Here is a 23603-nt window from a genome sequence, read left to right as displayed (position 1 = left end):
TTAGCACCCCGGCCGGGGGGTGTGTAGACCCTTTTTTCGGTTTCAGCCGTTTTGGCCCTCCCCGCTCGTGCCAACCAGAAGCGGCAGCATGTTGGCGCCACCGGGCAGGGTCAACGGGGCAGTCGGGGCGGATTTCCAGGTGATGGCGTCAAAGGCGCCGCATTTGCTGCAAAGCGGGCGCCATTCATCATGAATGGTTCCGCAGTTGTCGCAGATCCACTGCTGGCCGCCGGGCGCGCCGAGCGCCGACGCGAGGTAACCGCGCACCACGCTGTCCTCTGCGCCCAGTCCGCGCTCGATCGCGGCCATGAGTGCCAGCACCCGCACCGTTGGCTCGGTCTCGGGCAGATCGCCCAGCGCCCTGCGAGCTTCGTTGAAATCCTCGGCCGCGATGTTCAATTCGGCCAGAAGCATCCGGGTTTCACGATCATCCGCGCGCAGCGCGGTCAACTCGGCAAACCTCTGAAGCCTCTCTTGCGGGGTCTCGTCGCGCACGATCGCGGCAAAGCCCGCGGCAAGATCGGGATGCGGCTGAGCCTCCCATGCGCGCTTGAGCAGGCGAGAGGCGAGGTTAGGCTTGCCCTGTTCGACATAGGCCCGCGCCGCCATGACGGCGGCAGGCACAAGATCGGGCGACAGGCGGTTGGCCTCAAGCGCAAGCTCATGCGACTTGGCGGCGTTTCCGTCCACCGCGCAATCGCGCGCCTCGCACAGAGCCAGCACGGCATCGCGCCGCTTGTGCACGTCGCGCGGCAGGTTGCCATGGCGCAATTTTGCATTCAGCGTTGCGCGTGCGCCTTTCCAGTCCTCGGCCTGGGCCTGCAATCGCAACAACGTGTCCTGGGTCTCGCCGTGGCGGGGTTTCAGGGCAAAGGCCTTTTCGGCCAGTTTCATCGCGGTTTCGGTATCGCCCTCCGCGAGCTTCTGTTTCATCAGCCCGCAGACACCGACAAACCGGGTCTGATCGATCGTCACCATCTTTTTGTAGGTTTCGGTGGCGCGTTTCTTGTCGCCCAGCATCTCGGCTGCCTGGGCCGCCAGGATGTTGGTCAGTTCCGGCCGGCGCAGATAACGCTCCGCCTTGGTCGCGTTCGACATCGCCAGCCGGGCCTCGCCCGATGCCAGCGCAATCATCCCGTCGGCCAGCGCCTGGAATCCACGCCGTTCGCGCGAGCGCGAGAAGTAGCGCGAGATCGCGGTTTCATCGCCATTCAGAAAACGCAGAACCGCCACCAGCAGACCGGCGATCTTGAGAACGATCCAGACGGCGGCGAACAGGATCAAGGCCACGATAACCGCCTGAAGCGGTCCGAGAACGAATTCCACTTCACCCACCGCGACACGCAGTCCGGGGCCGGTTTCCATCAGAACGGTGGCGCCATAGCTCAGCGCAGCAACGAGGAGAACGAAGACGAGAATCTTGACAAGGGACCAAAGCATGTTGCGGGCGTCCTCAGTTGCTGTTCAGAGATTGCGCGATCGACTGGGCGGCGGCCACGGCCTGTTGGCGGGCGACGGCCCTGGCAATCCATCCGGCCATTTCACCACGCGCAGCATCGGGCAGCATATCGAGTTCGGCAAGCGCGGCATCCAGCGCCCCCTGCCGCAGCGCGGCCTCGGCACGCGACAGCACCGCGTCGGCATCATCGCCCTCGCGCGGGGTCAGGGACCGAACCCCAAGCTGGCTGCGCAGGAACGCCCCGACGCGATCGCCCACGTCACCATCGGCACGCTGCTTGAGTGCGGCATCCAGCGCGGCGCGGGCGGCAGTTGGGAAATCCTCTTGCAGGGCGGCCAGCGTCGCCACCCCTTGCCCCGCGATATCGGCCAGCGCAGCAGGCACCTCGATCTCGCCAAGCTGCGGAAGGGCACCCGCGAACGGGGCGCCGCTGGCCAGCGCGGCATCGATGCGCATGATCGCGGCGCGGGCCTCGATCAGGGCGGCGCGTTCCATCGCGGCATCAACCTCGGCCTCGGCCTCGTCGGCCACGGCGGCAACCGACTGGGCCAAGCGCGCGTTTTCATCGCGCTGGGTGGCCAGTTCGGCGCGCATCTGTTCCAGTTCCTGCTGATAGGCGGCCAGCGCGGCGGCGGCCTCGTCGCCACCGCCGGTAATCCGGGCATTTTCCAGCCCGGTTTCGAGGGCGGCGACCTGTTTGGCCAAGGCGCCAAGCCGGTCGTCATAGGCGCTCATGTCCGGGGCCTGGCCCGGCGCAGGCTCGGTCGGCAGGTTGGCAACCCGGCCTTCCAGTGCGGCCAGTCGGTCGGACAGGGCAGACAGGGCCGCGTCATCGGCGCCCGTCGCGGTGCCAGGGAAAGGCCAGCCCTCGGGCTTTATGTATTGCGCCGCGCCATAGCCGATACCCGCGGCCAGCACGCCGCCGATCAGCGGAATAAACAGCCCGCCCTTGCGCTTTGGCTGGGGCGCGGGCGTCGGGGCGGGTCCGGTCTCCGCCACCGGCTCTGGCTGGGGGTCGGGGATGTCCTCGACGATCTCGGCCTCTTCGACCTGCGCCTCGATCACCTCATCGTCTGCGGATTCTGCGATCCGGGCCTGCTGGGCGTCGGCCTCTTGCGCAGCGCCGGTTTCGGGCCGATCGTCGGCGGTGTCGATCTTCTTGTCGTCGTCGGTATCTGCCACGGGACGCTGCCTTTCGATTCGCTACGCAAATTGTCACACCTTCGCGTGATCGCTTGCACCTTACTGAGTCGTCTTGATGGCCTCAAGGCGCGCGCGATGCGGCAATCAGCGTCTCGAACGCGTCCAACATCCCTGCCCCGTCGGGATAGGCGGCCTCGACCAGGGACTCGGGCGCGGGCCCAGTCCAGGCCTCGGTGACAGCGGGACTCATGCTGATGATCGCGAGGCGGGCCGGGCTGGCGCGCAGTTCGGCAGACACGATCCGGGCAGAGCGGGGCGAAAACAGCGGCAGGTAAGTCAGCCTTGCATCGGCCACGGCATCCTTGACCGGCTGAGGGATCTCGCAGGCGCGCTGATCGTAAACTACGCAATCGGTGGCCGCGAATCCACGCGCGGAAAGCGCACCGCAAATATCGCCGCGCACATGTTCGCCGCGCAGGTGCAACAGGCTGCCCGAGGGCGGATCGGCGGCGATCACCTCGATCAGCTCCTCGGCCGTGCCACGGGCAGACCGCGCCTGGAACCCAGCCTCGCGCGCCGCATCGGCCGTGCGGTCGCCCACGCAATACGCATGCGGCGTCCTGTCCGTGGTCACGGCTGCCAGCCCTGCCACCCCGTTTTCAGAGGTAAAGACGACACCGCCCACCCCATCGAGGCTGACGGGCCGATCATACAGAACGATTTCCAGGACAGGCGCGATGGCGATGGCAAAGTCACTGCCGAAGCGTTCGGTGAATTGCCGGGCAAAACGGTCGGCCTGCATTCGGGGACGGGTCAGCAGCAGCAGGGGCAAGCTGTCGGACATGGGGAACCTCGCGGGATTGTGCCGGCGCTGGTGCTGGTGTTACCTGCCAGCCAGACTGGACGCAACGGCAGAGCCATGAGCGACACCCTGACCATACTCGGATTGGAAAGCAGCTGTGACGATACAGGGGCCGCGGTCGTGCGCGCCGGGCCGGGCGGCGCACCCGAAATCCTGTCCTCCGTCGTGCGGGGACAAACCACGCTGCATTCCGCTTTTGGGGGGGTGGTGCCGGAAATCGCCGCCCGCGCCCATGCCGAACGACTGGATCTTTGCGTCGAAGAGGCGCTGCGCCGTGCCGGGCTGGGCCTGTCTGACATGGACGCCATCGCGGTAACCGCCGGGCCGGGTTTGATCGGCGGAGTTCTGTCGGGGGTGATGTGCGCCAAGGGCCTGGCGGCGGCGACCGGCAAACCGCTGGTCGGGGTAAACCACCTTGCGGGCCATGCGCTGACACCTCGCCTGACCGACGGGCTGGATTTTCCCTACCTGATCCTGCTGGCCTCGGGCGGGCATTGCCAGTTTCTTGCCGTGCGCGGGGTGGATGATTTCACGCGGCTGGGCGGCACCATCGACGACGCACCCGGAGAGGCGTTCGACAAGACCGCGAAACTGCTGGCGCTGCCCCAGCCCGGCGGCCCCGCGGTAGAGGCCGAGGCGGAAAAAGGCGACGGGAAACGGTTCGCCTTCCCCCGCCCCCTGATGGACCGGCCTGGCTGCGACATGTCGTTTTCGGGGTTGAAAACCGCCCTGCTGCGCGCTCGCGACAGCCTCATCGCGGAACAGGGCGGCATCACCGTGCAAGACCGTGCGGACCTGTGCGCCTCCTTCCAGGCCGCGGTGCGCGACGTGCTGGCGGGAAAGGCCCGGCGCGCCATTTCCGCCGCGCCCGAGGGGCTGAGTGCGCTGGCAGTGGCGGGCGGGGTTGCCGCCAACCGCAGCATCCGCGCCGCCCTTCAAGAGGTGGCGGACGAGGCCGCATTACCGTTCGTCGCGCCACCTTTGAGTCTTTGCACCGACAATGCCGCGATGATCGCCTGGGCGGGTCTGGAACGGTTTCGCGCAGGCCAGCAGGACGACATGACCCTTGCCGCCCGCCCCCGCTGGCCGCTTGACCAGACCAGCCCGGCCTTGGTCGGGGCCGGCAGGAAAGGAGCAAAGGCATGACCAGGATCGGCATCGCAGGTGCGGGCGCTTTTGGCACGGCGCTGGCCGTGACGCTGGCCAGCGCGGGCAGGCCCGTCACCCTTTGGGCTCGCGACCCGGTCTTTGCCGACCGGATGATGCAGAGCCGTGAAACGCCCCGCCTGCCGGGCATTGTCCTGCCCGACCCGGTCACCGTCACAGCCGAACTCGACCCGCTGGCCGGGTGCGAAACGGTTCTTTTGTCGGTGCCGATGCAGGCATTGGCCGGGTTCCTGAAGGGCGCCGCCATGGTACTGGACGCTCGGGCGCTGATCGCCTGTTGCAAGGGCGTGGACATGGCAACCGGGCGCGGGCCGAGTGCGATCATCGCCGAAACCTGCCCGCGCGCCACCGCCGCGATCCTGACCGGTCCCAGCTTTGCCGCCGATATCGCGCGCGGCCTGCCCACCGCGCTGACGCTGGCCTGTCGCGACCCGCGGCGGGGCGCCGAATTGCAAGAAAGGCTATCGACCCCGACCTTGCGGCTGTATCGCAGCACCGACATCACCGGGGCGGAACTGGGCGGGGCACTGAAAAATATCATGGCGATTGCCGCGGGCATCGTGATCGGTGCCGGGCTCGGCGACAGCGCGCGCGCCGCGCTGATGACGCGCGGCTTTGCCGAGATGCAACGTTTTGCCTGCGCCCATGGCGCAGAGCCCGAAACGCTGGCCGGCTTGTCCGGGTTCGGTGACCTCGTGCTGACCTGCACCAGCGCGCAATCGCGCAATTTCCGCTATGGCGCGGCCCTGGGAAAAGGGGCCTGGTTCGACCCCGATGTGACGGTCGAGGGTGCGGCCACCGCCCGCGCCGTCGCCGCCATCGCCCAGGCCCGCGGCATCGAAATGCCCGTGACCCAAAGCGTCGCACAGGTGATTGACGGCCAGCGCAGCATTGCCGAGGCTGTGAAAACCCTGCTTTCCCGCCCCCTCAAGGAGGAATGACAATGCCCCTGTTCGCCCTGATTTGCCGCGACAAGCCCGGTCACCTGGACACCCGCACCGCCAACCGCGAGGCGCACCTCGCCTATGTGGCCGAAACCGGGGTGGTCACGCTTGCCGGACCATTCCTCGATGATGACGGCGCGATGTGCGGATCGCTGGTGGTTCTGGACGTGGCCGATCGCGCCACGGCCGAGGCATGGGCGGAAAACGATCCCTATGCGCGTGCCGGACTGTTCGAAAACGTCACCATCCAGACCTGGAAACGGGTGGTCGGCTGATGCGCCATTGGCTGTTCAAGTCCGAACCGGGCACCTGGGGCTGGAATGACCAGGTCGCACGGGGCGATACGGGCGAGGAGTGGGACGGGGTGCGCAATTACCAGGCGCGCAACAACATGCGGGCGATGAAGATCGGCGATCGGGGATTCTTCTATCACTCTCTCAAGGAAAAGGCGATCGTCGGCATCGTCGAGGTGATCGCCGAGGCGCATCCCGACAGCAAGGCCAACGATCCGCGCTGGGAATGCGTTGATATCAAGGCGGTAAAATCGCTGCCTCGGCCGGTGACGCTGGACATGTGCAAGTCGGATTCGCGGCTTTCGGACATGGTCCTGGTCAACAATTCACGCCTGTCCGTTCAACCCGTCACGCGGGAAGAATGGGATATCATTTGCACGATGGGCGGGCTTTGACCCGCGGCGCCCGGCCGGATCGGAAAAAGATGGGGGGCCCTGACGATCCGAGCCCCCCATCCTCCCACGCGCACCCTGCGCACCGCACGTGAAACCAGGTCCATGGGGGTCGGCCATATCGGCGGCATGCTCTAGACTAGCGGGGCCTTGACGCCGGGGCAAAACCCAAGTGCGGCGCATTCGGTTCAAATGCCGTGCACCTATATCAGCCGTAGATGTGCTCTTTGCCGAAATGCTTGGTCAGCATGTAATAGACCACGGCACGGTACTTGTTCCTCTCGGACCGACCGTAGATCTCGATCACCGCGTCGATCGCCTCCATCAATTCGGGGCCGTCGGCGAGGCCCAGCTTCCTGATCAGGAAGTTCTGTTTGACCGTTTCCAATTCCGCAGGCTGGGTTGCGGCGACGGTTTCGGCATCGGGGTCATAGATCGCCGGGCCACATCCGATGGTGACCTTGCGCAAAAGGTCCATATCGGGCTCTATCCCGCATTTTTCACGCAGATCATGCGCGTATTTCTCGATCAGGTCGTCCTGCTTGCCCATTCTCTCTCCCTCACTCGAACCAGAGCCATTCGCAATGACAAGACTTTAGGGGCAATACGTTTAACCACAAAGGGAAAACCACCCGGCCTGTGTCGCTTTCGCGTCTTGAGCCGCGGCACGGAAAACCCTCAAATCCCGCATGACCGATCAGCAGGAAAGGGACACCATGACGGCCTATCTCAAGTCCATGCCCGACAAGGACGGCTATTTCGGGGACTACGGGGGCGCGATGCTGCCGCCGCCGCTGGAGCCCCACTTCAAGGCGATCCGCGAGGCCTATGAAACGATTTCCAAATCGGCCGAATTCATCCGAGAGCTGCGCTATATCCGCAAGCATTTCCAGGGCCGCCCGACGCCGGTGTCGCATTTCAAGAACCTGTCCGCCATGTGCGGCGGCGCGCAGATCTATGCCAAGCGCGAGGATCTGAACCACACCGGCGCGCACAAGCTGAACCACTGCATGGCCGAGGCGCTGCTGGCCAAATACATGGGCAAGACCAAGCTGATGGCCGAAACCGGCGCGGGCCAGCACGGCGTGGCGCTGGCCACGGCGGCGGCCTATTTCGGCATGGAGTGCGAAATCCACATGGGCGAGATCGACATCGCCAAGGAGGCGCCGAACGTCACCCGGATGAAACTTCTGGGGGCGCAGGTCGTGCCGGTCTCCTTCGGCGGGCGGTCGCTGAAAGAGGCGGTGGATAGCTGTTTCGGCAGCTATCTGGAACAGGCCGACACGGCGCTGTTTGCCATCGGGTCCGTGGTGGGGCCGCACCCCTTCCCGATGATGGTGCGCAACTTTCAGCATGTCGTGGGCGTCGAGGCGCGCGAGCAGTTCCTGGAAATGACCGGGGAACTGCCCGACATGGTCGCCGCCTGCGTCGGCGGCGGATCGAACGCGCTGGGGCTGTTTTCGGGATTCATCGACGATGACGTGGCGCTGTACGGCGTGGAACCGCACGGCACGTCGTCCAACCTGGGCGATCACGCGGCGACGATCACCTATGGCCATGACGGCGATATCCACGGCTTCCGCACGCTGGTGCTGACCGATGAGAACGGCGAACCGGCGCCGGTGCATACCGTGGCCTCGGGGCTGGATTACCCCGGCGTCGGCCCGGAACACGCCCATCTGCACAAGACCGGGCGCGTCACCTACACCGCCGCCGACGACAAGGAGGCGTTGAAGGCATTCTACGCCCTGTCGCGGCACGAGGGGATCATTCCCGCGCTGGAATCCGCCCATGCCGTCGCCTTTGCCATGCGCGAGGCGGCGAACCATCCGGGCAAGTCGATCCTGATCAACCTGTCCGGCCGGGGCGACAAGGATATCGACTATGTGGTCGACACCTTCGGGATGGGCGAGGGGTTGTAACCCCGGAACGCAAACCGCCGCCCGGATAGGCCGGGCGGCGGCGGCGGTTAACAGAGCCGCGTTTCAGTAACGGTAATGTTCCGGCTTGAACGGCCCCTCGGGCGTCACGCCGATATAGGCGGCCTGTTCCGGGGTCAGTTGGGTCAGTTTCACGCCGATCTTGTCCAGGTGCAGGCGGGCAACTTTTTCATCCAGGTGCTTGGGCAGGATGTAGACCTTGTTTTCGTACTGCTCGCCCTTGGTGAACAGCTCGATCTGGGCCAGCACCTGGTTGGTAAATGAGGCCGACATCACGAAGGACGGGTGGCCGGTGGCGTTGCCGAGGTTCAGCAGGCGCCCCTCGGACAGCAGGATGATCCGCGCGCCCGAGGGCATCTCGATCATGTCCACCTGGTCCTTGATGTTGGTCCACTTGTGGTTCTTGAGCGCGGCGACCTGAATTTCATTGTCGAAATGGCCGATATTGCCGACGATCGCCATGTCCTTCATCTCGCGCATATGCTCGATGCGGATCACGTCCTTGTTGCCGGTGGTGGTGATGAAGATGTCGGCGCTGCCGATCACGTCCTCCAGCAGAACGACCTCGAACCCGTCCATCGCGGCCTGCAACGCGCAGATCGGATCGGCCTCGGTCACCTTCACGCGGGCGCCGGCACCGCGCAGCGACGCGGCCGATCCCTTGCCCACATCGCCATAGCCGCAGACCACGGCGACCTTGCCGGCCATCATGGTGTCGGTGGCGCGACGGATGCCGTCGACGAGGCTTTCCTTGCAGCCGTACTTGTTGTCGAATTTCGACTTGGTGACGCTGTCGTTCACGTTGATCGCCGGGAAGGGCAGCAGGCCCTTGTTCATCAGCTCGTACAGGCGATGCACGCCGGTGGTGGTTTCCTCGCTGACACCCTTGATCATGTCGCGCTGCTTGGTGAACCAGCCCGGGGACTCGGCCATGCGCTTGCGGATCTGGGCGAACAGCGCCTCTTCCTCTTCCGAGGTGGGCACGGCGATCAGATCGTCCTCGCCGTTTTCGACGCGCGCGCCCAGCAGGATGTAAAGAGTCGCGTCGCCGCCATCGTCGAGGATCATGTTCGCGCCGCCCTCGGGGAACTGGAAGATCCGGTCGGCATAGTCCCAGTATTCCTCCAGCGTTTCGCCCTTGATGGCGAAGACCGGCACGCCGGCCTCGGCGATCGCGGCGGCCGCGTGGTCCTGGGTGGAGAAGATGTTGCACGAGGCCCAGCGCACATCGGCGCCCAGCGCGGTCAGGGTCTCGATCAGCACGGCGGTCTGGATGGTCATGTGCAGGCTGCCGGCGATACGCGCGCCTTTCAGGGGCTGAGCGTCGCCATATTCGGCCCGCAGCGCCATCAGGCCCGGCATCTCGGTTTCGGCGATATCCAGTTCCTTGCGGCCGAAGCCTGCAAGCGAAATGTCCTTTACGATATAGTCCTGCGCCATGGCGCCGCTCTCCTGCGTGTTTGTGCGGTTGGTGGTGGACTTAGCACCAAGGCGGCGGCTCGACAATGCGCGCGTCCCGTGGCAAGCGGCGGGCGAGGGGGGCTTGGAATGAAACAACCGCGCGCATGGCAACGGATGCTTTCGGGACGACGGCTGGACCTGCTCGACCCGACCCCGGTGGATATCGAGATCGAGGATATCGCCCACGGGCTGGCCTTTGTCGCGCGCTGGAACGGGCAGACGCGGGGAGATTACGCCTATTCGGTGGCAGAGCATTCCCTGCTTGTCGAGGAAATATATGCCCGGATCGACCCACTTGCACCGGTGAAATGGCGGCTGGCCGCGTTGTTGCACGATGCGCCGGAATACGTGATTGGCGACATGATTTCCCCGGTCAAGGCGGCGGTGGGCCCGGAATACGAACGGCTCGACGACCGGCTGTCGGCGGCGATCCATATCCGGTTCGGCCTGCCCGCCAAGGTGCCCGCCACCGTAAAACAGAAGATCAAGCGCGCCGACAAGCTGTCGGCCTGGTTGGAGGCCACGCAGATCGCGGGGTTCGACGTGGCCGAGGCCAACCGCTTTTTCGGCAAACCGAAACCCGAGCTGATCGAGGGGCTGGCCCTCCACTTGCGGCCGCCGGTCGAGGTGCGCGCCGCCTACACCGCGCGCCATGCCGCTCTGCTGGCGCAGCTTTAGCCGCCGCAGACCTGCCCGGCCCGCTCGGCGCCCTGCCGCCAGCCGACAAACCGTTCTTGCGTGAAGGTCAGTTCCAGATCGCCCCAGCGCAGGCGCTGCGTGATCGCGTCAGGGCAGGTCGCAAGCGGAAGGGGGTCAAAGGGGCCCAGCTCGCGGGTCAAGGGCGCGACGACGCCCGCCGGGGCCCGCCCGAAATCGACACGCCGCCCGGTTTCGGGCACCGCGAGGCCACCGGCATCGGGACGAAAGGCAACGCCGGTCCGGTCAGGCGGTACCGGGGCGCAGGCCGCCAGACCGACAAGGGCCAGCAAGGCGGCCCCCCGCCTCACCGCGGACTGCGTTTGGCCAGAATCCGCTGCAGGGTGCGGCGGTGCATGTTCAGCCGGCGCGCGGTTTCTGACACGTTGCGGTCGCACTGTTCATAGACGCGCTGGATATGTTCCCAGCGCACGCGATCGGCCGACATCGGGTTTTCCGGCGGCGGCGGCAAAGCCTCGCCATCGGCCAAGAGCGCGGCCATCACGTCATTCGCATCGGCGGGTTTCGACAGGTAATCCGTGGCGCCTACCTTTACCGCCGCAACCGCCGTGGCAATCGCGCCATAGCCGGTCAAAACAACGATCTTGGCATCGGGCCGCTTTTCGCGCAGCACCTCGACAACGTCCAGGCCGTTGCCATCCTCAAGCCGCAGATCGACTACCGCATAGGCCGGGGGGCGGGCGGTCACGATGGCCTTTCCGGCAGCGACGGTTTCGGCCATTTCGGGCTGAAAGCCGCGCTTTTCCATCGCGCGGGCAAGCCGGCGCAGGAATGGCTCGTCATCGTCCACGATCAACAGAGACGGGTCTTCCCCGATCTCTTTCAGTTCGCGGTCGGCCATGGGCACCCTCCAGCTTTGTTCTGTTGTTCCCGGTTTTCTAGGACGTTACGCGCAGCGGGTCAATTTACCTCATAGCGAATCGACAAAACATGCAATTCGCTCGGCCATCTCTTCGGGCGTCATGTCGCGCTTGAAATACTCGACGAAACCCAGGCCGGGCACCACGAGATAGCTGAGCGTCGAATGATCGATGAGGTAATATTCCTCGTCGGGGTCCTGAACCTTGAAAAAGGTGCGATAGGCACGGCTGGCCGCGGCCACCTGCTCTGGCGTGCCGGTCAACCCGATCATGCGCGGATGCATGTATTCGGTGAACCGGGCCAGAAGTTCGGGTGTGTCGCGTGCCGGATCGATAGAGATAAAGACCGGCGTCACGTCATAACCGCGTTCGTCCAGCAGGTAGATCGCCTGTGCGTTGCGGGTATTGTCCAGCGGGCAGACGTCGGGGCAAAAGGTATAGCCGAAATAGATCAGCGTCGGCCCGATAATGATATCGGCATCGGTGACCGCCTCGCCGGTCTCGCTGACCAGAGAGAAGGGACCGCCAATCTGCCCCCCGCCAATCGCGGACTGGTCGGTACGGCACCGGGCAAAACGATCTTCCCTGCCGGGGGAAAGAACACCCGAAAGATAAAGCCCCGCCAGGGCCGCCACGGCGACCCCCAGGCCAAGGGCGGTCATCAGGCCGCGCGTCATGGAACCTCTCGCAGGTTGGTCCTCTTGCATTGATCGGTCGAACGGCGCGCATTAACAAGGGTAAACCTTGCCAACAGGTGTGACCATGCCCGAAACCGCCGGCCTTCCCACGCCGACAGAGCGCAGCCACTGGATCAGGCTGCAAACGCTGACGCTGTTACGCTGGGCCGCCGTGGCAGGGCAACTGGTCGCCATCGCGGTAGCCGAGTTCTATTTCCACATCAGGCTAGAGCTGGGCCTGTGTCTGCTGGTCGTGGCAACCGCGGTTCTGGCCAATGTGATTGCCGCGGCGATCTATCCCGAAAACCGTCGTCTTTCCGAAACAGAAACAATGCTGACACTGTTGTTCGACGTGGTCCAGCTTGCGGCACTGTTGTTCCTGACGGGTGGTTTGAACAATCCCTTTGCACTTTTGATCCTGACGCCGGTCACGATATCGGCCACCGCACTTGGGCCAAGATCGACCCTGTTTCTCGCGCATGTGGCCTATGTCCTTGTCACCATCGTAGCGTTTTATCACCTTCCACTCGTGCGCGCGGATGGCACGATCCTGGCCTTGCCCGACATTTTCCTGTTCGGGTTCTGGGTCGCGATGGTGATCGGAATCTCGTTTCTGAGCCTCTATGCCGGCCGCGTGACGTCAGAGATGAACAAGATGTCCGAGGCCCTGTTGGCCACGCAAATGGCACTGGCACGTGAACAGAAGCTGACCGACCTGGGTGGCGTTGTGGCCGCCTACGCGCATGAGCTGGGCACGCCGCTGGCCACGATCAAGCTGGTCAGTTCCGAATTGCTGGACGATCTGTCGGACCGGCCGGACCAGCGCGACGATGTCGAACTCATTCGCGACCAGGCCGACCGGTGCCGCGATATCCTGCGGTCGATGGGCCGGGCGGGCAAGGATGACCTGCATATGCGCACCGCGCCACTAGAGGCGGTAGTAAACGAGGCCGCCGAGCCCCATCGCAACCGCGGCAAGGAAGTGGTCTTTACCGCCGAGCCGATCCATGGCGGCAGCAGCCGGATGCCCGTCATCCACCGTCGCCCCGAGATCATCCACGGGCTGCGCAACCTGATCCAGAACGCGGTGGATTTTGCCGAAACGCGGGTCTGGGTGGTGGCACAATGGTCGGGCCATGACATCACGATCCGCATCATGGATGACGGGCCGGGCTATCCGCCGCACCTTTTGGGCCGGATCGGCGATCCTTTCGTGCGCAAACGGCGCGGCCCGGAAGTACCGCAGAAAGAGCGGCCCGAATACGAAGGGATGGGCCTTGGCCTTTTCATCGCAAAGACGTTGCTGGAACGGTCGGGCGCACGGCTGAGCTTTGCCAACGGGTCTGATCCCGTGGTGACAGGCATTGCCCGGAATGAACGGCGCGGCGCCGTTGTCGAGGTCGAATGGCCAGTCGCCAGGATCGGCGTCAGCCCCGAATCCCAGCTTGCCGCATTGGGCGAGAACGTCCCGATCGACGCCTGAACACGACCGGAAGCAATCACTCGCGTTAAAGGCGATTTAATTATCTCTTGATTAACCCAAGGTTAACTTTTTCTCGTCCTGATCGAGCCGGGGTAGAGGACCTTGGATAGGATCGGGATGGATCTGGATTGGGCATTTGCGCTGGTTCTGGCAGCGACCTCTTTAGGCTCTGTGGTTGCGGCGCTGTTGTTGTTGCCATACCTGCCACGCGCGCGGCACATGCTGTCAACCGCGCGCCCGGCAATGGAAATGGTGTTTCTTTTCGATGATGAAACGCTACTTGATGCCACGCCGGAAGCGTTGCGTTTCATCGCCGACGGGCCCGTCGGCCTGTCAGACTGGCAGCGGCTATGCGCGCTTCTGGCGCCTCGCTTTCCCGGCTTTGCACAGCGCATGGCACGCTTGGCCCAGGATGGCAGCGCCTTCATGACAGAGGCGGGCGGCCACGCCCAACTTGGCGCCACATGGCTGAACGGGGTGGCCCGGATCACGCTTCAGATACCGCGCACGGCGACCCGTGCCCACGCGGCAAGCGATCTCGATCTTTCCGCCCTGACCGAGGAACTGGCCTCGCATCGCACGGTGGCCGACGCGCTACCGATCCCGGTCTGGCAGGGCGACACGGAACACGGTATCACTTGGGCAAACCGCGCCTATATCGGCCTGATCCACGATGAAACAGAGGCCGAAACGCCCCTGTCCTGGCCCCTGCCCGCGCTGTTTCCACAGGCTGTCGGGCCGATCCGGGCGGCGCTGCGTGACGGTATGGGCGACATGCACTGGTATGACTGCATCTCGACCGGGTCCGGCGCCGCGGCGGTTCACTGCGCACTGCCGGCCGATGCGGCGGTGCGGGCTGAAACCACGCTTGGCAATTTCATGCAGACGCTGACCAAGACCTTTGCCGAATTGCCGATTGGCCTGGCCGTGTTCAACCGCGCGCGCGAACTTGTGCTGTTCAACCCGGCAATGTCAGAGCTGTTCAACCTGGACCCCGAATTCCTGATCGCCCGGCCCAGCCTGCGCAACCTGCTGGACCATCTGCGCGAAAACCGCATGATGCCGGAACCCAAGGATTACCGTACCTGGCGCGAGGCCATCGAGCGGCTGGAACGCGACGCGGCGGACGGGGTCTATTCCGACACCTGGACATTGCCCTCGGGGCAGGTTTACCGCATCACCGGCCGGCCGCATCCCGATGGTGCGGTCGCCTTTCTGATCGAGGATATCAGCGCCGAGATGTCCCTGACCCGCCGGTTCAGAAGCGAGCTTGAGACCGGACAGGCCGTGATCGACAGTCTGGACGAGGCGATTGCGGTATTCTCGACCGGGGGCCTGTTGACGCTGTCCAACGCAGCCTATTCCGACCTCTGGGGCGACGATCAGATGCTGTTGCTGGGGCCGGGCGATATCGCAGGGGCCACCGCCTTGTGGCAGGCGCAATGCCTGCCGATCGAAAACGGCGCCCAGGCCCCCGACCTCGGCCGTCAGATCCGCCGCCGCCAAAGCTGGTCGGGCGAAATGGTGCATCGTGACGGGCTGCGCCTGCGGTGCCGGGTCGCGCCAATCGCGGGGGGCGCGGTCCTGGTCGGGTTCCGTCCCGTCACCGCCGAGGCCCGCGCATCCCTGCCGGTTTCGCGCGCCACCGGCTGATCGGCCCTTGCAGGGGGCGCGGGCAACGATAAAACTCGGGCCATGCCAAAGCCCGTCACCCTGACCCTGGCCGACGAGGTCGAGACCCGCGCCCTGGCCGATGCCCTGGCGGGCATCCTTGGCGTGGGCGACACGCTGCTTATCGAGGGGCCGATCGGCGCGGGCAAGACCGCGCTGGCGCGCGCGCTTATTCATGCCGCACAGACCCGCGCCGCCACCGCCCCAGAGGACGTGCCCTCGCCCACCTTTACGCTGGTCCAGACCTATGCCGCCGGGCCGCTGGAAATCTGGCATGCCGATCTTTACCGCCTGACCAGGCCCGACGAGGTGCTGGAACTGGGTCTGGACGAGGCGTTTTCAACCGCGCTGTGCCTGATCGAGTGGCCCGACCGGCTGGGCGATCTGGCGCCCGAGGGGGCGCTGACCCTGCGGCTGGCGCAGGGCCCGACCGAGGATAGTCGCATCGCGACGTTCAGCTTTGATGATCCTGACTGGTCAACGCGGCTTGCCCCTGCCCTGGCGCGCGGCGTCACCCATGGCTGAGCGCAGTATCGCCGCCTTTCTGGATCGCGCAGGTTGGGGCGCGGCCAATCGCGCGCCACTTGCGGGCGACGCATCCAATCGCCGCTATGACCGGCTGACCGGCGGGCCGGGGGACGGCGGCGCGGTGCTGATGGATGCGCCCCCAGACCGCGGCGAGGACGTGCGCCCCTTTATCGCCATTGCGCGCCACCTGCACGGCCTCGGCCTGTCAGCGCCCGAAATCCTGGCCGAAGATCCCGAGGCCGGATTCCTTTTGCTTGAGGATCTGGGCGATGCGCTGTTCGCCCGTGTCACCCAGGACGATCCCGAGGCCGAGCCCGCGCTATACGCATCTGCCGTCGACCTGTTGGCCCGGCTTCATCGCGCCGCGCCACCCGCCAATCTTGCCGCCTACGGCGCGCCATTGATGGCGGAGCTCGCCTGCCTGCCGTTCGAGTGGTATTTGCCGGCGATAGGCCATCCTGCACCCGACGAGGAAAAGGTCGCGTTTCGTGCCGAAATAGAGACTCTTTTGACCCGGCACGCGACACCCTCGGTCCTGGTTCTGCGGGATTTCCATGCCGAGAACCTGATCTGGTTGCCGGACCGTCGCGGCGCGGCGCGCGTGGGGCTTCTGGATTTCCAGGACGCCATGGTTGGTCATCCGGCCTATGATCTCGTGTCCCTTCTCGAGGATGCGCGCCGCGATGTCTCGCCGGTTTTGCAGGCCCAGATGTTGGACCGTTACATCACGGCCAGCGACACCGACCCCGAGAGCTTTGTCCGCGCCTACGCGCTGCTTGGGGCCCAGCGCAACCTTCGAATTCTCGGGGTTTTCGCGCGGCTTTGCCTGCGCGACGGCAAGCCAGGTTATTTATCGTTGATGCCACGCGTCTGGGGCCACCTGATGCGCGATCTTGCCCATCCCGACCTCGTGGAGTTGCGCGCGCGCGTTCTGCACAACCTGCCCGAGCCGACATGGACACTTTGCCAGGGGATTGCCCACCGATGCACCCCACATCCCTGATGCTGTTTGCCGCCGGGTTCGGGACGAGAATGGGCGATCTGACCCGAACCCGCCCGAAACCCCTGGTTCCCGTGGCCGGACGGCCTCTGATCGACCACGCTCTGGACCTTTGCCAAGAGGCCGGGATCGCGCAAGTCGTGGTCAATACCCATTACCTCGCCGACCAGGTCCACGCCCATCTCGCCAACAGGCGCGGCATCGTCATTTCGCACGAAAGCCCGGATATCCTGGACACCGGCGGGGGCCTGCGCCACGCCCTGCCGTGGCTCGGCCCAGGACCAGTTTTCAGCCTGAACAGTGACGCAATCTGGACCGGGGCCAATCCCCTGGCGCAATTGCTTGCAGCATGGCGGCCCGAACAGATGGACGGCTTGCTGTTGCTGGTGCCAAAGACGCGGGCGCACGGCCATGCCAACAAGGGCGATTTCACGCTCGACGCGGCCGGGCGGCTGCGCCGTGGTCCCGGCGCCGTCTATTCGGGCGCCCAGATCATTCGTACCGATCGTCTCGATACCATATCAGAACGGGCCTTTTCGTTGAACCGGCTGTGGGACTTGATGCTGACAGAGGGACGGCTCTTTGGCGCGTATCACCAGGGTTGTTGGTGCGATGTCGGGCATCCCGGCGGGATCGCCCAGGCCGAGGAGCTTTTGGCGGGGGCAGGCGATGAGTGAGGCGCCGCGCCTGTTCGGGCTGCCGCCCGGTGTGGACTTTCCCCGCGCGCTGTTGATCGGGCTGGAACAGAGCCTTGTCGACCAGCCGCCCGAGGACTGGGCCAAGGTCGAGATCTGGATCAACACCCAGCGGATGCGCCGCCGGCTTCAGGATCTTTTGGCGGGCGGTCCACCGCGGCTGTGGCCCCGTATCCGCCTGGTGACAGAGTTGGCAAACCACCCGATTCTGGCGGACCTGCCCCCGCCGGCACCGCCCCTGCGCCGTCGGCTTGACCTCGCCCGTCTTGTCGCCGCGCTGTTGGACAAGGCGCCCGATCTTGCCCCGCGCAGCTCTCTTTACACACTCGCCGACAGCCTGGCCGAGTTGATGGACGAGATGCAGTCCGAGGGCGTCGAGCCGGGCAGGCTTCATGATCTCGACATGGGCAACCTCTCTGCTCATTGGGCGCGAGCGCGGGAATTCGTGACGCTTGTCGAGACCTATCTTGGCACCGACCTTTCGCGCAATCCGGGCGCGGGGGCACGCCAGCGTCTCGCGGCAGAACGACTTGCGGCGCGGTGGCAAGAGGCACCACCCGATCATCCGGTGATCGTCGCGGGATCTACCGGGTCGCGCGGGGCAACTGCGCTGTTGATGGCCGCGGTGGCGCGATTGCCACGGGGCGCGGTGGTCCTGCCCGGTTATGACTTCGACATGCCGGGGGCGGTCTGGGACCGGCTTGAGGATGTGCTGACCGCCGAGGATCACCCGCAATTCCGGTTTCGGCGGCTGTTCGACATGCTGGAGACCGGGCCCGACGCCGTTCAGCCTTGGCCCGGTGCGCCACAGCCCCCCAGCAAGGCTCGAAACAGGCTGGTTTCGCTGGCCCTGCGCCCGGCCCCTGTCACCGACCAGTGGATGCAGGAAGGCCCCGCCCTGCCCACGCTGGTGGCGGCGACCGCCGATCTGACCCTGATCGAGGCGCCATCGCCTCGGGCCGAGGCCACCGCGATCGCGCTGATCCTGCGCGAGGCGGCCGAAACGCAGACGCGTGCCGCACTGATTACGCCTGACCGAATGTTGACCCGGCAGGTGACCGCGGCGCTTGATCGTTGGGGCATCCGGCCCGATGACAGCGCGGGCCTGCCCCTGCCGCTATCCCCGCCGGGGCGTTTCCTGCGTCAGGTTGCGGCACTGTTCGGGCAAAAACTGACCATTGGCGCATTATTGGCATTGCTGAAACACCCGCTGACCGCCTCTGGCAGCGCGGGGCGCGGGCAGCATCTTCTTTGGACGCGCGAATTGGAACTGGCGCTGCGCCGGAACGGGCCGGCCTTTCCGGACGGCGCCGCGCTGACCGGCTGGGCCGCAACCGGGCCCGGCGACGGGCGGGCGGACTGGGCCGGGTGGCTGGCCGCATGTCTTTCGGGGCTCGGAGACTCGTGCGCCGCGCCCCTGTCGACCCATGCTGCACGACACATTGCCCTGGCCGAACGCCTTGCCGCGGGGCCGGACGTGGCCGGCAGCGGCGCGCTGTGGTCCGAATCCGCCGGCCAACAGGCCCGCAATGCCTGTGACGCGCTGTTGGCCGAGGCCAGTGCCGGCGGTACGATGACGCCGGCGGAATACAGTGACCTTTTCCACGGAATCGCGCAGGAATACGATGTCCGGGACCCGGTCGGGGCGCACCCGGACGTGATGATCTGGGGCACGCTCGAAGCCCGCGTCCAAGGGGCCGACATTGTCATCATGGCCGGCCTGAACGAGGGCACATGGCCAAAGGCGCCCGCCCCCGACCCGTGGCTGAACCGCCAGATGCGGGCCGATGTGGGACTGTTGCTGCCCGAACGCCAGATCGGACTGGCCGCCCACGACTTTCAACAGGCCATCGCCGCGCCGCGCGTGGTGCTGACGCGCGCGGTCCGCGATTCCGAGGCCCAGACCGTTCCGGCGCGTTGGCTGAACCGGTTGACGAACCTGATGGCCGGCCTGCCCGGACAGGGCGGGCCAGACGCGCTCGGGGCAATGCGGGCGCGCGGGCGGGATTGGCTGGCGCGGGCGCGGATGCTGGACCGCCCCGACATGGCCTTGCCGCGCGCGCCACGCCCCGCGCCACGACCGCCGCTATCCGACCGGCCGCGGCAACTCTCCGTCACGGCGGTGGAACGCCTGATACGCGATCCCTACGCGGTTTATGCCCGCTATATCCTGCGCCTCAACCCGCTGGACCCCCTGGTGCAAGAGGCAGATGCGCCGCTACGCGGAACGATCCTGCACAAGGTTCTGGAAATCTTCCTCGACCGCCCGATCGAGCCTGACCCGGCCCAGGCGCGCGACCGGTTGATGGCATTGACCGACACCGTCCTGGCCGGGCACGCCCCCTGGCCCGCCGCGCGGGTTTTGTGGCGGGCCAGGATGGCACGGGTGGCCGATCATTTCGTGCAGGACGAGATCGCGCGCCAGGCGCAGGCCCGCTGCGTGGCCCGCGAACGCGACGGGCGGGTCGCGCTGCCCGACGGCTTCACCCTGACCGCGCAGGCCGACCGGATCGACCTGCGACCGGATGGTGGCCTGATCGTCTATGACTACAAGACTGGCATGCCACCGACGTTGAAATCCATGGAACTGTTCGACAAGCAGCTCCTGCTGGAAGCCTGCATCGCCGAGCGCGGCGGTTTCCAGGGCATCGCCCCGGCCCCGGTGGATCACGTCGCCTATATCGGGCTGGGCAATCCGCCGAAAACCGTGACCAACCCGCTGGCAGACGACCTGACCACCCAGACCTGGGAGGCGCTGACAACCCTGATCGCACGCTATGGCGAGCCCGATCAGGGCTATACCGCACGCGCCCGCTTGCAACGGCGCGAGGACGTGACCGATTACGACCTGCTGTCGCGCCATGGCGAATGGGATGAAACCGACCCCGCCCAACCGATGGAGGTCGGACAATGAGACGCGATCCGGCGAGCACGCGTCAGGTACAGGCCGCCGACCCCGCCGAGTCGACCTGGCTGGGGGCGAATGCGGGCTCAGGCAAGACGCGGGTATTGACCGACCGCGTTGCGCGGCTTTTGCTGAACGGTGTGGCGCCGCAACGCATCCTGTGCCTGACCTATACCAAGGCCGCCGCCAGCGAGATGCAGAACCGCCTGTTCCAGCGGCTGGGCGGTTGGGCAATGCTGGAAGACGACGCATTGGGAAAAGAATTGCGCCTTCTGGGGATGGACGGCCCTATCGCGCCCGCCACCCTGCGCGGGGCCCGGCGCCTTTTCGCACGCGCCATCGAGACGCCGGGCGGGCTTAAAATCCAGACTATCCATTCTTTCTGTGCGGGCCTTTTACGGCGTTTTCCGCTGGAATCCGGCGTATCGCCCCAGTTCATCGAAATGGACGGCCGCGCCGCGAAACGCCTGCGCGCAGAAATCATCGAAGACATCGCGGACGGGCCGGATCGCCCGGCCCTTGATGGGCTCGCCCGGCTATATACCGGCGACGACCTGGCCGGGCTGACCGCCGAGATCGCCAGCCACCGCGACACGATCCCCCTGCCCGTGGATGCGGATGCGATCTGGACCGCCTTTGGCCTGCCGCGGGGAACGGATACGGGGGCGATCCTGAGGGGGGTGTTTCAGGGGGACGAGGCAGCGCTGATGGACCGGGTGATCGCGGCGCTGCGCGCCGGGACCAAGACCGATCAGAAGGACGCCGCGAAACTGGCCGCGCTGGATTTCGACGCGCCCGACCTTGGTGTGCTGGAGGCGCTGGAGGGGCCATTCCTTTACGGGGCGTCCGCCACGAAGTCAGAGCCTTTCTCGGCCAAGATCGGGGCCTTTCCTACCAAAAACACGCGCACGGCGCTGGGCCCGGACCTGACCGCGCTGGAGGATCTGATGTGCCGGGTGGAAACGGCCCGCCCGCAGCGCCTGGCGCTGGCCGCAGCCGAACGAACGCTGGCATTGCACCGTTTTGCGGGCGTGTTCCTGCCGCGCTACGCTGCGCGAAAACAGGCTCTCGGCTGGCTTGATTTCGACGACCTGATCCTCAAGGCGCGCGCCCTGCTGACCGATCCCGGCGTTGCGCAATGGGTTCTGTTTCGGCTGGACGGCGGGCTTGATCATATCCTGGTGGACGAGGCCCAGGATACCAGCCCGCCGCAATGGGCAGTGATCGAGTTGCTGGCACAGGAATTCACCGCCGGGCAAGGCGCCCGCGCCGATGTCGAGCGGACGATTTTCGTTGTCGGTGACAAGAAACAGTCGATCTATTCATTCCAAGGGGCCGATCCTGACGGGTTCGACCGAATGAGGCAGGTTTTTTCCGAACGGCTGAACGGTATCGGCCGATCGCTGAAAGCGTTGAGCCTTGAATATTCCTTTCGCTCTGCACCCGCGATCCTGGACGTGGTGGATCAGACCTTTCCTCCCGGCACGCGCGACGGCCTTGATCAGGACATGCGGCACCTGGCCTTTCAGGCAGAATTGGCAGGGCGGGTGGACCTTTGGCCTGCGATCGAGGAAACCCCGCCCCCCGAGCCTGGCCATTGGGCCGACCCCGTGGACAGCCGCGCCGATACCCATCACAGCGTTCAACTTGCCCGACGGCTGGCCAAGGAAATCCGGGCGATGATCGACAGGGGCGAGACCCTGTTGAAAAAATCGCATGACGGGCGGCTGACGCGTCAACCCGTGTCAGAGGGCGATTTCCTGATCCTGGTTCAGCGCCGCTCGGCCCTGTTTCACGAGATCATCCGCGCCTGCAAGGCCGAGAGTCTAGAAGTCGCGGGCGCGGACCGGCTCAAGATCGGTGGCGAACTGGCGGTGCGCGACCTGACGGCATTGATGTCGTTCCTTGCGCTGCCAGAGGATGACCTGTCGCTGGCTTGTGCCCTGCGCTCGCCCCTTTTTAGCTGGGACGAGGCGATGCTTTACCGGCTGGCGGCCAAGCGCGGGGCGCGCTACTTGTCAGAGGCCCTGCGAGAGGCCGATTGGGCCGATACAGGCACGAAGACCATCCTTGACGACCTGCGATCTGTCGCCGATTTCCTGCGTCCCTACGAGATGCTGGAGCGTATCTTGACCCGCCATGACGGGCGCCGTCGCCTGGTGGCGCGGCTGGGCGAAGAGGCCGAGGACGGTATCGACGCGCTGCTGTCCCAGGCGCTGGCCTATGAGCGGGTCGAAATACCCTCGCTGACCGGATTCCTGGCCTGGATCGCCAGTGACGAGGTCGAGATAAAGCGCCAGCTCGATTCAGGCGGCAATCGGTTGCGGGTGATGACCGTACACGGGGCCAAGGGCCTGGAGGCGCCTATCGTGATCCTGCCCGATACCGCCCAGCGCAAGATTGACATCCGCGACCATCTTTACCCGCTGAACGGGCCGGGAATGGTATGGAAAACCCCCGCCGATGCCCGCCCGCCCATGCTCGAGGCCGCACACCAGGCCCGTGTTGCCCGCGAAACCGAGGAACGCTCACGCCTGTTATACGTTGCCATGACGCGCGCAGAACAATGGCTGATCGTGGCGGCGGCCGGGCCGCTTTCGAAAGAGGGGGACGACTGGTATAGCCGGATACGCGCCGGAATGGAGCGGCGCGGCGCGCATGCGCATGACTTTGGGTTTGGCACCGGCCTGCGGGTGGAACAGGGAGATTGGGCCACCGCCGCACCGATACGGCCCGGCGGCGATGCGCCCCCCCTGCCCGTCCTGCCGGATTGGGCATCTTGCAAGGCCCCCGCGCCCCATCGCCATGATGAGCCGATTTCACCCTCGGACCTTGGCGGGGCAAAGGTTCTGCCCGGCGAAACCGAGGATACCGATCCCGAATCCGCCAGGGCAAGGGGCACATGGTTGCACCTGTTGCTGGAATACCTGCCCCAGACACCTGCCGCGCACCGCCCCGTCCTGGCGCGCTGGTTGCTTTCTGCCTGCGATCCGCCCGCCCCCGAGGACAGGATTACGCCCCTTTTGGCCGAGGCAGAGACGCTTTTGTCAGAGCCGGCGCTTGCCCCGGTCTTTGCCCCCGGCACCCTTGCAGAGGTCGCCCTGAACGCACAGGTTCTTGGCCGAACGCTGCGCGGCACCGTCGACCGGCTCATCGTCGGGCCTGACAGGGTGCTGGCGGTCGACTTCAAGACCAACGCGTTGATCCCCGACCGGCCGGAGGACACGCCCGAGGGCCTGTTGCGCCAGATGGGGGCCTACGCAGCTGCACTTGCGCAGGTCTACCCAGGCCGCGAGGTCGAAACCGCGATCCTTTGGACACGGGCGGGGCGATTGATGACGGTTCCGTCCGCGTTGTCGGCGGCGGCGCTGAGTCGGGCAAGCCTGCCTTGACGGAGTAGGGCACG

At 65.7% G+C, this 23603-nt stretch carries 21 protein-coding genes; 13 read left to right on the top strand and 8 right to left on the bottom strand.

Annotated features, from left to right (window positions below; all coding sequences use genetic code 11):
• Positions 1-42: 42 nt before the first annotated feature.
• The 3 genes from EV663_RS08385 to EV663_RS08375 form a co-directional block, all read right to left on the bottom strand.
• The gene (locus tag EV663_RS08385) at positions 43-1440 is read right to left on the bottom strand and encodes a heme biosynthesis protein HemY (protein ID WP_132951345.1); all 1398 of its coding nucleotides are present in this window, start codon (positions 1438-1440) and stop codon (positions 43-45) included.
• Between the two features lie 13 nt (positions 1441-1453).
• Entirely contained in the window at positions 1454-2641 is a 1188-nt protein-coding gene (locus tag EV663_RS08380) for a COG4223 family protein (protein WP_132951344.1), read from the bottom strand.
• A gap of 82 nt (positions 2642-2723) precedes the next feature.
• Entirely contained in the window at positions 2724-3446 is a 723-nt protein-coding gene (locus tag EV663_RS08375; RefSeq protein WP_132951343.1) for a uroporphyrinogen-III synthase, read from the bottom strand.
• A 75-nt stretch (positions 3447-3521) separates the two neighbouring features.
• Between EV663_RS08375 and tsaD the strand changes: the two genes are divergently transcribed.
• Genes tsaD through EV663_RS08355 form a run of 4 tightly spaced genes read left to right on the top strand, consistent with a single transcriptional unit; the run spans position 3522 to position 6263 of the window.
• Positions 3522-4610: a tRNA (adenosine(37)-N6)-threonylcarbamoyltransferase complex transferase subunit TsaD gene (gene tsaD, locus EV663_RS08370; RefSeq protein WP_132951342.1), complete on the top strand. Its 1089-nt coding sequence runs from the start codon at positions 3522-3524 to the stop codon at positions 4608-4610.
• Complete coding sequence (locus EV663_RS08365) at positions 4607-5572, top strand: NAD(P)H-dependent glycerol-3-phosphate dehydrogenase (protein ID WP_132951341.1); 966 nt, start codon at positions 4607-4609, stop codon at positions 5570-5572. Before tsaD ends, EV663_RS08365 begins: the two co-directional genes overlap by 4 nt.
• Complete coding sequence (locus tag EV663_RS08360) at positions 5569-5850, top strand: YciI family protein (RefSeq protein ID WP_132951340.1); 282 nt, start codon at positions 5569-5571, stop codon at positions 5848-5850. The genes EV663_RS08365 and EV663_RS08360 overlap by 4 nt, the downstream gene beginning before the upstream one ends.
• Positions 5850-6263 carry an EVE domain-containing protein gene (locus EV663_RS08355; protein WP_132951339.1) on the top strand — a complete coding sequence of 138 codons (414 nt, stop codon included), beginning with the start codon at positions 5850-5852 and terminating at the stop codon, positions 6261-6263. Before EV663_RS08360 ends, EV663_RS08355 begins: the two co-directional genes overlap by 1 nt.
• Positions 6264-6468: 205 nt before the next feature.
• On the opposite strand, the gene EV663_RS08350 is transcribed toward EV663_RS08355, so the two are convergent.
• The gene (locus EV663_RS08350) at positions 6469-6810 is read right to left on the bottom strand and encodes a DUF2853 family protein (RefSeq protein ID WP_132951338.1); all 342 of its coding nucleotides are present in this window, start codon (positions 6808-6810) and stop codon (positions 6469-6471) included.
• Positions 6811-6976: 166 nt separating this feature from the next.
• On the opposite strand from EV663_RS08350, the gene trpB reads away from it, so the two are divergent.
• Positions 6977-8182: a tryptophan synthase subunit beta gene (gene trpB / locus EV663_RS08345; protein ID WP_132951337.1), complete on the top strand. Its 1206-nt coding sequence runs from the start codon at positions 6977-6979 to the stop codon at positions 8180-8182.
• A gap of 63 nt (positions 8183-8245) precedes the next feature.
• Here trpB and ahcY read toward each other — a convergent pair whose 3' ends face one another.
• Positions 8246-9640, bottom strand: a complete 1395-nt coding sequence (gene ahcY, locus EV663_RS08340) for an adenosylhomocysteinase (protein WP_132951336.1) — start codon at positions 9638-9640, stop codon at positions 8246-8248.
• Positions 9641-9748: 108 nt separating this feature from the next.
• On the opposite strand from ahcY, the gene EV663_RS08335 reads away from it, so the two are divergent.
• Positions 9749-10339: an HD domain-containing protein gene (locus EV663_RS08335; RefSeq protein ID WP_132951335.1), complete on the top strand. Its 591-nt coding sequence runs from the start codon at positions 9749-9751 to the stop codon at positions 10337-10339.
• On the opposite strand, the gene EV663_RS08330 is transcribed toward EV663_RS08335, so the two are convergent.
• The 3 genes from EV663_RS08330 to EV663_RS08320 form a co-directional block, all read right to left on the bottom strand.
• Complete coding sequence (locus EV663_RS08330) at positions 10336-10668, bottom strand: hypothetical protein (RefSeq protein ID WP_165910160.1); 333 nt, start codon at positions 10666-10668, stop codon at positions 10336-10338. The two genes, EV663_RS08335 and EV663_RS08330, sit on opposite strands and share 4 nt — an antisense overlap.
• Positions 10665-11219 carry an ActR/PrrA/RegA family redox response regulator transcription factor gene (locus EV663_RS08325; protein ID WP_132951333.1) on the bottom strand — a complete coding sequence of 185 codons (555 nt, stop codon included), beginning with the start codon at positions 11217-11219 and terminating at the stop codon, positions 10665-10667. Before EV663_RS08325 ends, EV663_RS08330 begins: the two co-directional genes overlap by 4 nt.
• Before the next feature lie 69 nt (positions 11220-11288).
• Entirely contained in the window at positions 11289-11915 is a 627-nt protein-coding gene (locus EV663_RS08320; RefSeq protein WP_132951332.1) for an SCO family protein, read from the bottom strand.
• 85 nt (positions 11916-12000) lie between these two features.
• Here EV663_RS08320 and regB point away from each other — a divergent pair, with 85 nt between their 5' ends.
• The 7 genes from regB to addA all read left to right on the top strand — a co-directional run bounded on the left by regB (position 12001) and on the right by addA (position 23589).
• Positions 12001-13398, top strand: coding sequence for a sensor histidine kinase RegB (regB, locus tag EV663_RS08315; RefSeq protein ID WP_132951331.1), 1398 nt, complete (start codon positions 12001-12003; stop codon positions 13396-13398).
• Positions 13399-13515: 117 nt separating this feature from the next.
• Positions 13516-15051 (top strand): PAS-domain containing protein, encoded by a 1536-nt coding sequence (locus EV663_RS08310; protein WP_132951330.1) that lies wholly within the window; start codon positions 13516-13518, stop codon positions 15049-15051.
• A 42-nt stretch (positions 15052-15093) separates the two neighbouring features.
• The gene (tsaE, locus tag EV663_RS08305; RefSeq protein ID WP_132951329.1) at positions 15094-15594 is read left to right on the top strand and encodes a tRNA (adenosine(37)-N6)-threonylcarbamoyltransferase complex ATPase subunit type 1 TsaE; all 501 of its coding nucleotides are present in this window, start codon (positions 15094-15096) and stop codon (positions 15592-15594) included.
• Positions 15587-16600, top strand: a complete 1014-nt coding sequence (locus EV663_RS08300) for an aminoglycoside phosphotransferase family protein (protein WP_132951328.1) — start codon at positions 15587-15589, stop codon at positions 16598-16600. Before tsaE ends, EV663_RS08300 begins: the two co-directional genes overlap by 8 nt.
• Positions 16582-17274 carry a nucleotidyltransferase family protein gene (locus EV663_RS08295; protein ID WP_132951327.1) on the top strand — a complete coding sequence of 231 codons (693 nt, stop codon included), beginning with the start codon at positions 16582-16584 and terminating at the stop codon, positions 17272-17274. The genes EV663_RS08300 and EV663_RS08295 overlap by 19 nt, the downstream gene beginning before the upstream one ends.
• On the top strand, positions 17267-20206 hold the full coding sequence (gene addB, locus EV663_RS08290) for a double-strand break repair protein AddB (RefSeq protein ID WP_132951326.1): 2940 nt from the start codon (positions 17267-17269) through the stop codon (positions 20204-20206). The genes EV663_RS08295 and addB overlap by 8 nt, the downstream gene beginning before the upstream one ends.
• The gene (gene addA / locus EV663_RS08285) at positions 20203-23589 is read left to right on the top strand and encodes a double-strand break repair helicase AddA (RefSeq protein WP_132951325.1); all 3387 of its coding nucleotides are present in this window, start codon (positions 20203-20205) and stop codon (positions 23587-23589) included. Before addB ends, addA begins: the two co-directional genes overlap by 4 nt.
• Positions 23590-23603: the final 14 nt, after the last annotated feature.

Origin of the sequence: Rhodovulum bhavnagarense, from assembly GCF_004343505.1 — a bacterium.
GTDB classification, from domain to species: Bacteria; Pseudomonadota; Alphaproteobacteria; order Rhodobacterales; family Rhodobacteraceae; genus Rhodovulum; species Rhodovulum bhavnagarense.
This window is presented reverse-complemented; position numbering and strand designations above follow the sequence as displayed.

Bases quoted from the DNA above. Each gene is read 5' to 3' on its own strand.
- tsaE (WP_132951329.1), top strand. From the start codon at position 15,094: ATGCCAAAGCCCGTCACCCTGACCCTGGCCGACGAGGTCGAGACCCGC.
- EV663_RS08365 (WP_132951341.1), top strand. From the start codon at position 4,607: ATGACCAGGATCGGCATCGCAGGTGCGGGCGCTTTTGGCACGGCGCTG.
- tsaD (WP_132951342.1), top strand. From the start codon at position 3,522: ATGAGCGACACCCTGACCATACTCGGATTGGAAAGCAGCTGTGACGAT.
- EV663_RS08325 (WP_132951333.1), bottom strand. From the start codon at position 11,219: ATGGCCGACCGCGAACTGAAAGAGATCGGGGAAGACCCGTCTCTGTTG.
- EV663_RS08300 (WP_132951328.1), top strand. From the start codon at position 15,587: ATGGCTGAGCGCAGTATCGCCGCCTTTCTGGATCGCGCAGGTTGGGGC.
- EV663_RS08375 (WP_132951343.1), bottom strand. From the start codon at position 3,446: ATGTCCGACAGCTTGCCCCTGCTGCTGCTGACCCGTCCCCGAATGCAG.
- EV663_RS08320 (WP_132951332.1), bottom strand. From the start codon at position 11,915: ATGACGCGCGGCCTGATGACCGCCCTTGGCCTGGGGGTCGCCGTGGCG.
- EV663_RS08385 (WP_132951345.1), bottom strand. From the start codon at position 1,440: ATGCTTTGGTCCCTTGTCAAGATTCTCGTCTTCGTTCTCCTCGTTGCT.
- EV663_RS08350 (WP_132951338.1), bottom strand. From the start codon at position 6,810: ATGGGCAAGCAGGACGACCTGATCGAGAAATACGCGCATGATCTGCGT.
- ahcY (WP_132951336.1), bottom strand. From the start codon at position 9,640: ATGGCGCAGGACTATATCGTAAAGGACATTTCGCTTGCAGGCTTCGGC.
- EV663_RS08335 (WP_132951335.1), top strand. From the start codon at position 9,749: ATGAAACAACCGCGCGCATGGCAACGGATGCTTTCGGGACGACGGCTG.
- trpB (WP_132951337.1), top strand. From the start codon at position 6,977: ATGACGGCCTATCTCAAGTCCATGCCCGACAAGGACGGCTATTTCGGG.
- EV663_RS08355 (WP_132951339.1), top strand. From the start codon at position 5,850: ATGCGCCATTGGCTGTTCAAGTCCGAACCGGGCACCTGGGGCTGGAAT.
- addB (WP_132951326.1), top strand. From the start codon at position 17,267: ATGAGTGAGGCGCCGCGCCTGTTCGGGCTGCCGCCCGGTGTGGACTTT.
- EV663_RS08295 (WP_132951327.1), top strand. From the start codon at position 16,582: ATGCACCCCACATCCCTGATGCTGTTTGCCGCCGGGTTCGGGACGAGA.
- regB (WP_132951331.1), top strand. From the start codon at position 12,001: ATGCCCGAAACCGCCGGCCTTCCCACGCCGACAGAGCGCAGCCACTGG.
- EV663_RS08310 (WP_132951330.1), top strand. From the start codon at position 13,516: ATGGATCTGGATTGGGCATTTGCGCTGGTTCTGGCAGCGACCTCTTTA.
- EV663_RS08360 (WP_132951340.1), top strand. From the start codon at position 5,569: ATGACAATGCCCCTGTTCGCCCTGATTTGCCGCGACAAGCCCGGTCAC.
- addA (WP_132951325.1), top strand. From the start codon at position 20,203: ATGAGACGCGATCCGGCGAGCACGCGTCAGGTACAGGCCGCCGACCCC.